Source organism: Flavobacterium flavipigmentatum (assembly GCF_020911905.1).
Lineage (GTDB): Bacteria > Bacteroidota > Bacteroidia > Flavobacteriales > Flavobacteriaceae > Flavobacterium > Flavobacterium flavipigmentatum.
The window spans coordinates 2886836-2900994 of record NZ_CP087133.1 but is presented as its reverse complement, the minus strand read 5'-3'; the positions used below and the strand labels follow the sequence as shown (position 1 = coordinate 2900994).

Sequence of the window (14159 nt, the reverse complement as noted above, 5' to 3'; positions counted from 1 at the left end):
ACCTAAACAATAAAATTGATTATTTATTATTGTTTTTTTGCAATTTGAGCCATTAGTTCAGCTTCGGCTACTAATTTTCCGTTTGCGTAAGCATTTGCCTGCATGTGACAGATACCTCTTCTAATAGGAGAAATCAAATCACATTTGAAAATCAGGGTGTCACCTGGTAAAACTTTATGTTTGAATTTGACATTATCAATTTTCATAAAATAAGTCAAATAATTTTCTGGATCTGGAACAGTACTTAAAACCAAAATTCCTCCTGTTTGTGCCATTGCCTCTACAATTAAAACGCCTGGCATTACCGGTGCGTCTGGAAAATGCCCTACGAAGAAATTTTCATTCATGGTAACATTTTTCATTCCAACCACATGACTTTCAGACATTTCTATAATTCTATCAATTAACAAAAATGGAGGTCTGTGAGGCAAAACAGCCATAATTTTATGAATATCCATCAAAGGCTCCTGATTCAAATCATAAACCGGAACGTGATTTCTTTGCTCTATTTTGATAATTTTTGCTAATTTTTTGGCAAACTGCGTATTTACAAAATGACCTGGTTTATTAGCAATAATTTTTCCTTGAATTCTAACTCCTATCAACGCCAAATCACCAACAACATCCAACAATTTGTGACGTGCCGCTTCGTTTGGATAATGCAAAGTAAGATTGTCTAAAACGCCATTTGGTTTTACCGAAATTTTCTCTTTTCCAAAAGCTTTTTTTAGGTTTTCCATTGTAGATTCAGAGATTTCTTTGTCTACATAGACAATTGCGTTGTTTAAATCTCCTCCTTTAATTAATCCGTGCTCAAGTAAAGATTCTAATTCGTGCAGGAAACTAAAAGTTCTAGAGTTCGAAATTTCATATTTAAAATCGGCTATACTTTTCATTGTTGCATTTTGTGTACCTAAAACTTTAGTACCAAAATCAACCATTGCAGTCACTTGATAATCATCGCTTGGCATCACCAAAATCTCGCTTCCGGTAGTTTCATCAGTAAACGAAATCACTTCTTTTACCACATAAACATTACGTTTGGCTTCCTGCTCCTCGATACCCGCTTTTTCTATTGCTTCAACAAAATACTTTGAAGAACCATCCATAATAGGAAGTTCTGAAGCATTTAATTCTATGATAACATTATCCAAATCACAACCTACTAATGCGGCAAGAACGTGTTCTGGAGTTTGAATTTTTACACCTAATTTTTCTAGATTTGTGCCTCTTTGCGTATTCACAACATAATTGGCATCAGCCTCAATAATAGGCTGACCTTGCAAATCTACTCTTACAAAAGTGAAACCATTATTTATTGGAGCAGGTTTAAAAGTCATTGTAACTTCTTTTCCAGTGTGTAATCCAACTCCTGTTAGTGAAATTTCATTCTTGATGGTCTTCTGTTTAACCATTATTTCCATTTTTTGGGTTTATTATTTGTTTCTTTAATTCTTCTAATTCAGACACAATTTTAGGAAAGTTCTTAAAATGAACATACGATTTACTAAAATCATTATAATTAAACGCTGGACTTCCTTGCAAAATTTCGTCATCCTTAATATTTCGAGCTACTCCGGCCTGTGCTTGAAGTCTAACGTTATTTCCTATTGTTAAGTGTCCTGCGATACCCACTTGTCCGCCAATCATACAGTTTTTGCCGATTTTTGTAGAACCAGCCACGCCTGTTTGCGCTGCTATTACGGTATTTTCTCCGATTTCTACATTATGAGCAATCTGAATCTGATTGTCTAATTTAACTCCTTTTCTAATTATGGTAGAACCAAGAGTTGCTCGATCTATAGTGGTATTGGCACCAATATCTACATTGTCTTCAATTACAACGTTACCGATTTGAGGAACCTTACTGTAAACACCTTCTTCATTTGGCACAAAACCAAAACCATCTGCTCCTATAATTGCTCCTGAATGAATCGTACAATTGTTGCCAATGATCGTTTCAGAATATATTTTTGCGCCTGCAAAAATATATACATTATCTCCAATAACAACATTATCACCAATAAAACTGTTAGGGTAAATCTTTACATTATCTCCCAAAACCACGTTTTGCCCCACATAGCTGAAGCTTCCAAGGTATAAATTTGCTCCATATTGAACTCCTTCGGTGATAAAAGCTTGCGATTCTATCCCGTTTTTGTTCAATTTTACTTGATTGTAAAACTCTAAAAGCTTAGAAAAAGACGCATACGCATCCTCTACTTTGATCAAAGTAGTGGTGATTTCAGATTCAGGCACAAAAGAATCATTAACAATTGTTACCGAAGCTCTCGTTGTATAAATATGATTGATATATTTTGGGTTTGCCAAGAAAGTAAGAGATCCTTCCTCTCCTTCTTCGATTTTAGAAAGTCGAGAAACCTCTGCATTGGGATTACCAATAACCTCTCCTTCTAAAATTCCTGCTATTTGTTCTGCTGTAAATTTCATTCCGACAAAAATATAAAAAATAGGTTTTAAATGTTAATTTTAGATAAGTTGTTTTGGGAAACAGATGTAATATTTTGTAACCAGTTTAGATAACGATTTCAAATTCAGCTGATCAGAGGCTTCCACAACATCTTCAATTGTTTTGTCTTTTTTCCAAATTCGTATCGGTTCTGCCTCTTTACTGTAGGCTTGATTTTTAATTTTTCCTCTAAAAATAAAATATCCTGCTTCAATTAGAGAAATATGATGCTCACTCGCAAATTGTTCTTTTAGAGATTGTGATTCTTCCATCGGAATTTTCTCGGCGCTGAGTTTTATTTTTAATAAATCTCTGTTAATGATCATTTTACTCAACGTCGAAAGAATAAAATCATCCTGTTTTTGCCAGGTTTTCAAGGCACTTATAATGTCAAAATCATCCAATTGAGAAAATAAATCCAGATTTTCGGCATCAAAACCTTCGAGCGTAATTTTGTTTTGCATAAAAAATTTAAGTGGCTCACTGCAAGGCAAATTCACCCCTTTTAAAGTCAGTTCTTTGGCTCTTTTTAAGACTTTCATCAAAATTAATTCGGCCACCAAACTCGTTTTATGCAAATACGCCTGCCAATACATCAGTCTTCTCGAAAGCAGAAATTTTTCGACAGAATAAATTCCTTTTTCTTCAATAACCAAAACCCCATCTACAACATTCATCATTTGTATCAATCGCTCCGAATTGACATTTCCTTCTGCAACTCCGGTATAAAAACTATCGCGTTTTAGATAATCCATTCGATCCATATCCAACTGACTTGAAATAAGCTGCAACATGAATTTTCTGTGATATTCTCCTTTAAAAACCTGAATGGCCAAACTCAATTTTCCATCAAATTCCTCGTTTAACTGATGCATAAACAACAACGAAATTGCCTCGTGATTCACATCTTCTACAATACTTTTTTCCATCGCATGCGAGAAAGGCCCATGACCAATATCGTGTAACAAAATAGCGATATACAACGCATTTTCTTCTTCTGATGAAATAGCGATTCCTTTAAAACGTAGTGTCTCAACAGCTTTTTGCATCAAATGCATGCAACCCAAAGCATGATGAAAACGGGTGTGATTGGCTCCTGGATATACCAAATATGATAATCCCATTTGCGAAATACGTCGCAATCGCTGAAAGTACGGGTGCTGAATTAGGTCGTAAATAAGCTCATTCGGAATAGAAATAAAACCGTAAATTGGGTCATTGAATATTTTTAACTTATTGATATGAGTCACTATTTGGCTGTTTTTTTTAGGTCAACAAATATAAGTAAATAACGATTAACTGTTTTGTGTTTTGCATTTAAAAAACAACACCCAAAAATGCTTCAATTTCTTCGCATGAATCCCTACAAAATATGTTTTGGATAAAAATGCAATTTATTAAACTGAAATTTATACTATTTTTAATACTTTTTTAGTTCTATACCCTTAAATTGCATTAAAATTAAAGTTGTTTATGGATAAGATAAAAATACTTTGGGTCGATGACGAAATCGATCTTTTGAAACCACATATATTGTTTCTCGAAAAAAAAAATTACGCTGTAACTACTTGTAACAACGGTCTGGATGCTATTACTATGTTTGACGAAGATAATTTTGATATTGTCTTTTTGGATGAAAATATGCCCGGAATGAGCGGATTGGAAACACTTTCTGAAATGAAAGAAAAAAAATCGGCGATACCCATGATCATGATTACCAAAAGTGAGGAAGAGTATATTATGGAAGAAGCGATTGGTTCTAAAATCGCAGATTATTTGATCAAACCCGTAAATCCAAACCAAATTTTATTGAGTTTGAAGAAAAATCTGGATCATTCGAGGTTAATTTCAGAAAAAACAACTTTAGACTATCAGAAAGAATTTAGAAAAATTTCGATGGAAATGGCGATGGTCAATTCCTATGAAGATTGGGTCGAATTGTATAAAAAATTGATTTTTTGGGAATTAGAATTAGAAAACATCAACGATCAAGGCATGATCGAAATTCTTGAATCGCAAAAAGTAGAAGCCAACTCGCAATTCGGAAAATATATCGAAAGAAATTACGAAGATTGGTTTGCTCCAAAAGCCGATAAACCTATTCAATCGCACAACTTATTTAAGGAACTGGTTGTGCCAGAACTTAAAAAGAAAGACAAACCCATTTTGTTTGTCGTGATTGATAATTTGCGCTACGACCAATGGAAATCTTTTGAAACTGTGGTTGCTAATTACTACAAATTAGAAAAAGAAATTCCGTACTTTTCTATACTTCCAACCGCAACGCAATACGCTAGAAATGCTATTTTCTCAGGTTTATTGCCTTCGGACATGGAAAAGCAGTTTCCGCAATATTGGAAAAATGATGTAGAAGATGGTGGAAAAAACCTGTTCGAAGCTGAGTTTTTATCAGCTCAATTAAAGCGTTTAGGCTTAAACATCAAAGAAGATTATTTTAAAATCACCAATTATGCCGGTGGAAAGAAGTTGGCAGAAAACTTCAAAGCCTTAAAAAGCAACGATTTAGTAACGGTTGTATATAATTTTGTGGATATGTTATCGCATGCCAAAACCGAAATGGATGTTGTAAAAGAGCTTGCCTCAGACGACAAAGCGTATCGATCTCTGACTTTGAGTTGGTTTAAAAATTCGCCTTTATTAGAAATTATACAACAAGCACAACTTTTGGGCTTCAAATTAATATTGACAACCGATCATGGGACGATCAATGTAAAAAATCCATCAAAAGTGGTTGGAGATAAAAATACAAGTCTCAATTTGCGCTACAAAACGGGCCGAAGTCTTACGTACGAACAAAAAGACGTATACATGGTAAAAGACCCAAAAAAAATTGGTCTACCGTCTATAAACATGAGTAGTTCGTTTATTTTTGCCAAAAATGATTTGTTTTTGGCCTACGTCAACAACTACAATCATTATGTGAGTTATTACAAAAACACGTACCAACATGGTGGAATTTCATTAGAAGAAATGATAATTCCTTTTTTGGTATTTAATCCAAAATAAAAACCTATTGCTACGAATTTTGAGAATTTACATTAATTTATTTTTAATATTCTAATAGAAAATTAGACTTTAATTCAGGAAAATTATTGAAATTCGTGGCAAAAATAATTTCGCATTCGCGGAAGACAATCGTACTAAATAAACATAAAATGAATATCGTTTTTTCATTAGATCAAATTCAGGAAGTAGCGGAACAAATTTTGGCTTCAAATCCAAAAAAAATCATTCTTTTTAACGGAGAGATGGGCGTTGGAAAAACGACACTCATCAAACAATTGTGCAAAACTTTAGGCGTTCAGGATGCTACAAGTAGCCCTACCTTTTCGTTGGTAAACGAGTATAATGCAAACAACAATCAAATTGTTTATCATTTCGATTTTTACCGCTTAAACAAAGAAACCGAAGCACTAGACATGGGAGTTGATGATTATCTGTACTCTGGAAATTGGTGTTTTATAGAATGGTCCGAAAAAATTGCAAGCTTGATTCCTGAAGAGCACTCTGTAATCAATATTGAATTAATGGCCGATGGTAAAAGAGAATTGAAATTTGTTTAAAATATTTTTTAAAATGAATCCCCAAAACACAGTCGAAATCATCCCTTTTTCAGCCGATTTAAAAGAACATATTAAAATTCTAAATTTAGCTTGGCTTATTAAATATTTTAGAGTTGAAGAAAAAGACGAATTGGTACTTTCAAATCCGCAGGAAGAAATTATTGACAAAGGCGGAATGATTTTTTATGCAAAATATAACAATGAAATCATTGGAACTGCTTCTTTAATGAAAATAGATACCGATACTTTCGAATTGAGTAAAATGGCTGTTTCGGATAAGGCACAGGGTCTCGGAATTGGTAATAAACTGCTCGTTCATTGCCTTGCTGTAGCCGAAGAAAGTGGCATCAAAAAGGTAATTTTATATTCCAATACAAAATTACTTCCCGCAATTCATCTGTATCGAAAATTTGGTTTTATTGAGACTCCTCTGGAAGGAAAAACATATGAAAGAGCCGACATTAAAATGGAAAAAATAATATCTTGATTTTTAAAGCAGTATTAGCAGAATTTTTGCACTAATTTTAAAACTTTTTACGTAATTTGTACTCTTAATTTTTTGCACAACCCATGTCAATAACCTTAACGCCATTTACGAAACAACAATTGTTGCCACAGGAAGAAAAACTTGAAGTGGGCCGATTTAAAAGAGAACTTTTTATAGGAATTCCTAAAGAAACAAGTTATCAGGAACGCCGTATTTGCCTGACTCCGGATGCCGTTAATTCTTTAACCTATGAAGGGCACCGCGTGATGATTGAAGCTGGAGCCGGAGAATGTTCTAGTTATTCTGATAAAGAATATAGTGATGCGGGGGCAGAAGTTACAAATGATACTAAAAAAGTCTTTGGTTGTCCGATGCTTTTAAAGGTAGAACCACCAACTTTGGCAGAAATCGAGATGATAAATCCTGAAACAATTATCATTTCTGCTATTCAATTAAAGACAAAAAAGAAAGCCTATTTTGAAGCTTTAGCGCAAAAAAAGATTACAGCACTTGCTTTTGAATATATTAAAGACGAAGATGGCTCGTACCCAGCGGTAAAATCGCTGAGCGAAATAGCAGGAACAGCTTCTATCTTGATCGCAGCCGAACTCATGATTACCGATGAATTTGGTAAAGGACTTTTATTCGGAAATATTACGGGTGTCCCTCCTACAGAAGTGGTTATTTTGGGAGCAGGAACGGTGGGCGAATTTGCTGCCAAAACTGCAATTGGTTTGGGTGCAAACGTAAAAGTCTTTGATAATTCGATTACCAAACTACGCCGTTTACAAAATAATTTAAGTCAAAGAATCTTTACTTCTACCATTCAGCAAAAAGCATTATTAAAAGCGTTAAGACGTTGTGATGTCGCTATTGGTGCGATGCGCGGCAAAGAACGTTGCCCGATTGTTGTGACCGAAACTATGTTAGAACATATGAAAAAAGGAGCCGTAATTGTCGATGTAAGTATTGATACTGGCGGTTGTTTTGAAAGTTCTGAAGTAACTACACACGAAAAACCGACTTTTATAAAAAGTAATGTACTCCACTATTGTGTTCCAAATATTCCGTCAAGATATTCTAAAACTGCCTCGCTTTCGATCAGCAACATCATAACACCATATTTGTTGCAAATAGCTGAAGATGGTGGTCTGGAGAGCGCAATAAGATGCAATAAAGGTTTGAAAAACGGAATTTATCTGTATCACGGAATTTTAACCAATAAAGCGATTGGCGAGTGGTTTGATTTACCTGACAACGATATTAATTTACTTGTTTTTTAAGCGAACTTTAGCTTACCTTTGCAAAAAAAATCTTCATGAAGTTCGTACATCGTTTTGCTTATTATTTAATTGGTTTGATTATGGGATGCTTTTTTGTAGCCCTTGTTTTTAGTGGTAAAGACACGCGTTGCAACTATTTTCCGAATGCTAGAGTTCTAAATACCTTGCGAACAAAACCGTTTCAATATTCAGATAAAGCAATTCAGACATTAAATGAAAAATGGATTGATACTGTCGATATAAAAAATACCTTGCAATACGGTGATGTAGATTTTGATCAAAGTAACATTGTTTTCAAAAAAGGAAAATTGTACGTTATTGAAGGAAAAACAGTCAAAAATCAAGAAATCATCTTGAAAGTAATCAACTACGAAAACAAAGCTGTTTTAGAAGAAATCATCAAAAAATAATTTTTAAAAATTATACCCATTAATGGTTTCAAACTGCAAATGACATAAACAAGTTTAATTGTTTTTTAGCTTTGTAATAAAATAATTTATATCAAATCAAGTATTGAAACCCTTCTATAACCACTCGATCTTTTGAATTTCCTTTGATTCCAAGAAAGCATTTGTTTGGCTAAAATGTTTGTTACCGAACCATTTTCCTTGATTAGCACTCATGGGCGATGGATGACCGCATTCTAAAACAAAGTGTTTGGAACGATCTATTTTCATTCCTTTTTTCTGAGCAAAACTTCCCCACAGTAAAAAGACAACATTTTCTTTTTGGTCAGAAATAATTTGAATGACGGCATCTGTAAAAAGATTCCATTTTAGGTATTTATGACTATTGGGACTGTCTTTTCGAACGGTTAAAGAAGCATTTAAAAGCAACACTCCTTGCTTGGCCCATTTTGCTAAATTTCCTGAAGTAGGCATAAAAATCGAATCTAAATCGTCGTTTAATTCTCTGAAAATATTGCGTAAGGAAGGAGGAATTTTGACCGAATCATTTACAGAAAAACTCAAACCATTGGCTTCACCCTCGCCGTGATAAGGATCCTGACCAATAATAACCACCTTTAAATCTGCAAAAGAGCAACTATGAAAGGCGGAGAAAATCAATTCAGCCGGAGGATAACAAATATATTTTTGGTATTCTTCGTCTAAAACTTCTATCAAATCCTTAAAATAAGGCTTTTTAATTTCATCTGCCAAAACGGCTTGCCACTCAGTGGAGAGATTGATTTTCATGCAAAAAATATTTATTACAAATTACGCAAAGTTTTTTTCAAAGTACCAATAAATAGTGCTTTTAGTTTTAAAACTTTGTAACTTTGAAACTTTACAACTTACGACAAATTAATGATATCCATTACCGAAAAAACATTACAGGATTTACAATTTCCAACAGTGCTCGAAACCATTTCGGCTGGCTGTAATACAGATATTGGAAAAGAAAAAGCGCTGCAAATAATCCCTTTTAGAGACAAAGAAACTTTGATGCAAGCCTTGATGCAAACCTCTGAGTATGTCTCGTCTTTTCAAAATAACAATGCAATTCCGAATCACGGTTTTGACGCCATAACACATGAAATCAAATTTCTTGCAATCGAAGATAGCTTTCTGGAAGTAGGTAGTTTTAGAAAAATAGCCACACTTTCGTCAACAACCAATTTTTTGTTGAATTTCCTCAAAAAATTTGATGATTATTATCCGAATCTGAATGCAAGAGCTTCAAGAGTAGAATACACAAAAGACATTGTCACATTAATTGACGCCATTGTAGATAAATATGGTGAAATAAAAGACAATGCTTCGCCTGTTTTACTGGATATTCGTCGCAATATGAATACGGTTCGCGGGAAAGTAAATCAGAGTTTTGGAGTCGCTTTGACGCACTACAACGGGCTTGGTTACTTAGACGACATCAAAGAAAGCTTTGTTCAAAATCGCCGTGTTTTAGCAGTTTTAGCGATGTATCGTCGTAAAGTAAAAGGCTCTATTCTGGGAAGTTCGAAAACAGGAAGTATCGCTTATATTGAACCGGAAGCTACTTTAACCTATTCTCGTGAATTGGCCAATCTTGAATACGAAGAAAAAGAAGAAATTACCCGAATTTTAAAGCAATTATCCAATGCTATTCGCCCTTTTTTACCTCTTTTGATCGAATATCAGGAATTTTTAAGTGATATTGATGTGGTGGCTGGAAAAGCAAAATATGCCAATAGAATTAACGGAATTCTTCCAACCATTAGTGAGGAGCGAAGATTGTTTTTTAGAGAAGCCTACCACCCTATTTTATATTTGAATAACAAACAAAAGAACGAAATTACACATCCTCAAACTATTGAATTAAAGCAAGATAACCGAATCATTGTAATTTCAGGGCCTAATGCTGGAGGAAAAACAATTTCGCTAAAAACAGTAGGTTTATTGCAATTGATGCTGCAATCGGGAATGTTGATCCCCGTGCATGAACGCAGCGAAACTTTCTTGTTTGATAGAATTTTGACCGATATTGGTGATAATCAATCTATTGAAAATCATTTGAGTACCTATAGTTACCGACTGAAAAACATGAATTATTTTCTAAAAAAATGCAACAAGAAAACCATGTTTTTGATTGATGAATTTGGTACCGGTTCTGATCCTGAATTAGGTGGCGCTTTGGCAGAAATTTTTCTCGAAGAGTTTTACCATCGTGAGGCTTTCGGAATTATAACGACCCATTATTCAAACCTGAAGATTCTGGCCAACGAATTGCCTTTTGCTACTAATGCCAATATGATGTTTGACGAAAAATCGTTAGAACCGATGTACAAACTCGCTTTAGGCCAAGCAGGTAGCTCGTTTACTTTTGAGGTAGCGCAGAAAAATGGTATTCCGTTTGGATTAATTAATCGTGCCAAAAAGAAAATTGAAGTCGGTAAAGTACGCTTTGATAAAACCATTGCAACGCTTCAAAAGGAGCGTTCTAAGCTAGAGAAAACGTCCATCAATCTGAAAGAAGAAGAAACCCGAGCGCGAGAAGAAAGCAAAAAGATGGAAACCATCAATGTAAAAATCAAACAAAAACTGGAAAGCTATCAGGAATTATATGACAGCAACCAAAAAACTATTTACATTGGTCAAAAGATTGAAGATATTTCGGAAAAATACTTTAACAATAAAAACAAAAAGGAACTTATTGGTGAGTTTTTGAAAATTATCGAAATCGAAAATTCGAAACGTAAAAAAGCAACGCCAAAAGAAGCCAAAGCGATTGTAGAAAAAAAGAAAGAAGTAATCGCCGAGGTTGCTGTTAAAGTTGAAGAAATTAGAAAAGAGAAAAAAGAAAAGAAGTTAAAAATAATAGTCGAAAAACCTAAACCCATACTAAAAGTAGGCGATCGCGTAAGAATGCTGGAAGGAAGATCTGTTGGAAGCATTGATGCTATTGAAAAAAATAAAGCTACTGTAAACTACGGAGTCTTTACCTCTAAAGTGAGTTTGGACGAATTAGAATTGGTTGAAGCTGTGAAAAAATAACTTATTAAAAAGTTACAAGTCATTGCGAGGAACGAAGCAATCTCACTAAAATGAGCTGTTAACAACTAATTAATGCTAGAATTACTATTTTGTATAAATTCTTAGCGTGCGAAAAAAAAGACTAACTGAATGTGATTGCTTCGTTCCTCGCAAAGACCTAAACTCCAATTCATTGCGAGGAACTAAGCAATCTCACTAAAAATAAGTAGTTAATTAACAATAAAAATACTATATTTACATAAATCCTTAGATTACAAGAAAAGATTAACCTAAAATGTGATTGCTTAGTTCCTCGCAAAAACAGTTAGAATAGAGAATCAAGAAAAAAATATGAAACCAGGTTTTGTTTACATTATAACAAATAAGTACCAAACCGTTGTTTATACAGGTGTGACATCAAATCTGCCTCAAAGGATTTTAGAACATCGAGATAAAAAATACCCAGGGTCATTTTCTGCACGTTATAATGTGTTTTACTTAGTTTATTACGAGCAGTTTCAATGGATTCAGGATGCAATTACTCGAGAAAAGCAAATAAAAGCGGGTTCAAGAGCAGTAAAAAATGATTTAATTCGATCAATAAATCCAACTTGGAAAGATTTGTATGAAGAAATCAAAGATATAATGACTGAATAACAGAATAATAGTAGATCTAAATTATATAGCGAATGTGATTGCTTCGTTCCTCGCAAAGACATAACCTGCAAGTCATTGCGAGGAACGAAGCAATCTTACTAAAATGAGCTGTTAACAACTAATTAATGCTAGAAATACTATTTTATATAAATTCTTAGCGTGCGAAAAAAAAGACTAACTGAATGTGATTGCTTCGTTCCTCGCAAAGACCTAAACTCCAATTCATTGCGAGGAACGAAGCAATCTCACTAAAATGAAAAGAGGAATCTCTATTCGTTATTCGACAAAGAAAATCAAACTTTGCGTTAGTTACTTGTGAAGATTACTCGTTCCTCGGAATGACAAACTAAATTTTAAGCCAACTCGAAACCCAAAACTTGAAACAAAAAAAATGATAAACTTTCCTCAAAATAAAAAAATAATTCTATTTGATGGCCTTTGCAATTTATGCAACGGAGCTGTTCAGTTTATTATTAAACGTGATAAAAAAGATGTTTTTCGGTTTGTGGCTTTACAATCTGAGTTGGGGATAGAGATTTGCCGTTATATCGGAATAGATCAGCAGAAAATAGATAGCATCGTTTTGTACAAACCTGCTGTTGCTTACTATTATAAATCTACGGCAGTACTTGAAATTGCTGATGAACTCGGAGGTTTTTATGGTTTGCTGGCTGTTTTTAAAATAGTTCCGGAGAAAGTTAGAAATTATATTTATGATTACATTGCCAAAAACCGATACAAATGGTATGGAAAGAAGGAAAGCTGCATGATTCCGACGCCCGAATTGAAGGCGAAATTTTTATGAAGTTTAACCAAGATTTCTTGTAAGTGCAAGAATCTCTAGCCTAGCCCCGATAGCAGTAGAAATCCTTTTGTGCCGTTGTTCGGCATAAAAGATTGGAGCGGATAGCGGGACAATTGGTCTTTTGAAAATGAATCATCTGCTCCTGCAAAAACTTTTATAAGCTAGCCGTGATGTTTTATTAGTGACTCTCTTTTGTTTTCTTGAAAATCTTTTTGAAAAGGCTGACGATTGCTAAAACAACGAGGCCGATTGCTAACCCAAAAACAAACTCTTTTATGATTGAGGGGATATTGGGCCATAAATGATGTAGAAAATCGCTGTTGTGTACAAAAATACCTCCGGCCACTAAAATCAAGGCTATTGTGCCAATAACTGATAAACTTTGGATGACTTTTGGCAATGCCTTAACGAGAATATTGCCGATAGTTTTGGAAATACTGCGTTCTTTTTTACTCCATTTTATCATTTTAAAACCAAACTCGTCCATTCTGACAATAAGAGCGACGATGCCATAAACGCCCACGGTTGCAATGATTGCGATTATTGACACTACGGCTATTTGTGACGAAAGTGGTTTTTCTATGACCGTGCTCATTGCAATGATGACAATCTCTACGGAGAGAATAAAATCGGTTACGATGGCTGATTTTATTTTTTCTTTTTCGATGATTAAAATTTGTTCTTCGGTCAAGTCTTCGTTGATAATGTCTATTTTTGAATGTTGATGCGGAAATATAAATTCGTATATTTTTTCGGCACCTTCATAAGCTAAAAAAAGCCCTCCTAATACTAAAATTATGGTTATTGCTACAGGTAAAAAAGCGCTTAGTAGAAAGGCAACGGGCAAAATAATTAATTTATTGACAAAAGATCCTTTTCCGATTGCCCATAAAACAGGAAGTTCTCTCGAGGAAACAAATCCAGATGCTTTTTCGGCATTTACGGCCAAATCATCGCCCAAGATACCCGCTGTTTTTTTTGCTGCAACCTTACTCATTACAGCAACATCATCCATAATTGCTGCGATATCATCTAATAGTGCGAAAAAACCTGATGCCATTTTAATTTTTTTTTAGTGCTGCGAATCTACTACTTTTTGATCAATTATAGCAGTTAAAATTAACTACACTGACCTAAAAGTACCCATATAATAATAAAAACCAAAATAGTTCCGAAGCATCCGCCTCCTAATTTTTTGGCACCGTAGCCTGCTAATAATCCTCTAAAAATATTATTCATAATGCAATTATTTTGTGTTACTATTTTTTCTTTAATTGGTTTGGTACAATTTTACCTCTGCAAATATGAGAACTAAGTTAAAGATTGTTTTTATATTACTTTTCTAAAAAGTTTCAAAATTTGTAGATTTTTCCTTAAAATTTGTAATTTAAAAAAAACACCAGCTCTGCAACTGGTGTTTT

The 14159-nt window shown here is 34.1% G+C and carries 13 protein-coding genes; 8 read left to right on the top strand and 5 right to left on the bottom strand.

Going from position 1 to position 14159, the window contains the following annotated elements; all coding sequences use genetic code 11:
• Positions 1-26 precede the first annotated feature (26 nt).
• Genes LNP22_RS12615 through LNP22_RS12605 form a run of 3 tightly spaced genes read right to left on the bottom strand, consistent with a single transcriptional unit; the run spans position 27 to position 3720 of the window.
• The gene (locus tag LNP22_RS12615) at positions 27-1415 is read right to left on the bottom strand and encodes a bifunctional UDP-3-O-[3-hydroxymyristoyl] N-acetylglucosamine deacetylase/3-hydroxyacyl-ACP dehydratase (protein WP_229973764.1); all 1389 of its coding nucleotides are present in this window, start codon (positions 1413-1415) and stop codon (positions 27-29) included.
• Complete coding sequence (gene lpxD / locus LNP22_RS12610; protein ID WP_229973763.1) at positions 1408-2451, bottom strand: UDP-3-O-(3-hydroxymyristoyl)glucosamine N-acyltransferase; 1044 nt, start codon at positions 2449-2451, stop codon at positions 1408-1410. Before lpxD ends, LNP22_RS12615 begins: the two co-directional genes overlap by 8 nt.
• Positions 2452-2490: 39 nt before the next feature.
• Positions 2491-3720, bottom strand: coding sequence for an HD domain-containing protein (locus LNP22_RS12605; RefSeq protein WP_229973762.1), 1230 nt, complete (start codon positions 3718-3720; stop codon positions 2491-2493).
• Between the two features lie 223 nt (positions 3721-3943).
• Between LNP22_RS12605 and porX the strand changes: the two genes are divergently transcribed.
• From porX to LNP22_RS12580, 5 genes are all read left to right on the top strand, one after another.
• Positions 3944-5497 carry a T9SS response regulator signal transducer PorX gene (gene porX, locus LNP22_RS12600; RefSeq protein ID WP_229973761.1) on the top strand — a complete coding sequence of 518 codons (1554 nt, stop codon included), beginning with the start codon at positions 3944-3946 and terminating at the stop codon, positions 5495-5497.
• A gap of 107 nt (positions 5498-5604) precedes the next feature.
• Entirely contained in the window at positions 5605-6054 is a 450-nt protein-coding gene (gene tsaE / locus LNP22_RS12595; RefSeq protein WP_319616415.1) for a tRNA (adenosine(37)-N6)-threonylcarbamoyltransferase complex ATPase subunit type 1 TsaE, read from the top strand.
• Between the two features lie 13 nt (positions 6055-6067).
• Positions 6068-6541 (top strand): GNAT family N-acetyltransferase, encoded by a 474-nt coding sequence (locus tag LNP22_RS12590; protein ID WP_229973759.1) that lies wholly within the window; start codon positions 6068-6070, stop codon positions 6539-6541.
• Between the two features lie 83 nt (positions 6542-6624).
• Positions 6625-7824, top strand: a complete 1200-nt coding sequence (locus LNP22_RS12585; protein ID WP_229973758.1) for an alanine dehydrogenase — start codon at positions 6625-6627, stop codon at positions 7822-7824.
• A 35-nt stretch (positions 7825-7859) separates the two neighbouring features.
• Entirely contained in the window at positions 7860-8234 is a 375-nt protein-coding gene (locus LNP22_RS12580; RefSeq protein WP_229973757.1) for a DUF4258 domain-containing protein, read from the top strand.
• A gap of 114 nt (positions 8235-8348) precedes the next feature.
• Here the strand turns inward: LNP22_RS12580 and LNP22_RS12575 are convergent, their stop codons facing one another.
• A complete protein-coding gene (locus tag LNP22_RS12575) occupies positions 8349-9020 on the bottom strand; it encodes a uracil-DNA glycosylase (RefSeq protein WP_229973756.1) in 672 nt (223 codons plus the stop codon).
• A gap of 111 nt (positions 9021-9131) precedes the next feature.
• Between LNP22_RS12575 and LNP22_RS12570 the strand changes: the two genes are divergently transcribed.
• From LNP22_RS12570 to LNP22_RS12560, 3 genes are all read left to right on the top strand, one after another.
• A complete protein-coding gene (locus LNP22_RS12570; RefSeq protein WP_229973755.1) occupies positions 9132-11297 on the top strand; it encodes an endonuclease MutS2 in 2166 nt (721 codons plus the stop codon).
• A 330-nt stretch (positions 11298-11627) separates the two neighbouring features.
• The gene (locus LNP22_RS12565; protein ID WP_229973754.1) at positions 11628-11933 is read left to right on the top strand and encodes a GIY-YIG nuclease family protein; all 306 of its coding nucleotides are present in this window, start codon (positions 11628-11630) and stop codon (positions 11931-11933) included.
• Positions 11934-12324: 391 nt separating this feature from the next.
• Positions 12325-12738, top strand: a complete 414-nt coding sequence (locus tag LNP22_RS12560) for a thiol-disulfide oxidoreductase DCC family protein (protein WP_229973753.1) — start codon at positions 12325-12327, stop codon at positions 12736-12738.
• 178 nt (positions 12739-12916) lie between these two features.
• Here the strand turns inward: LNP22_RS12560 and LNP22_RS12555 are convergent, their stop codons facing one another.
• A complete protein-coding gene (locus LNP22_RS12555) occupies positions 12917-13798 on the bottom strand; it encodes a DUF808 domain-containing protein (RefSeq protein WP_229973752.1) in 882 nt (293 codons plus the stop codon).
• Between the last annotated feature and the right edge of the window lie 361 nt (positions 13799-14159).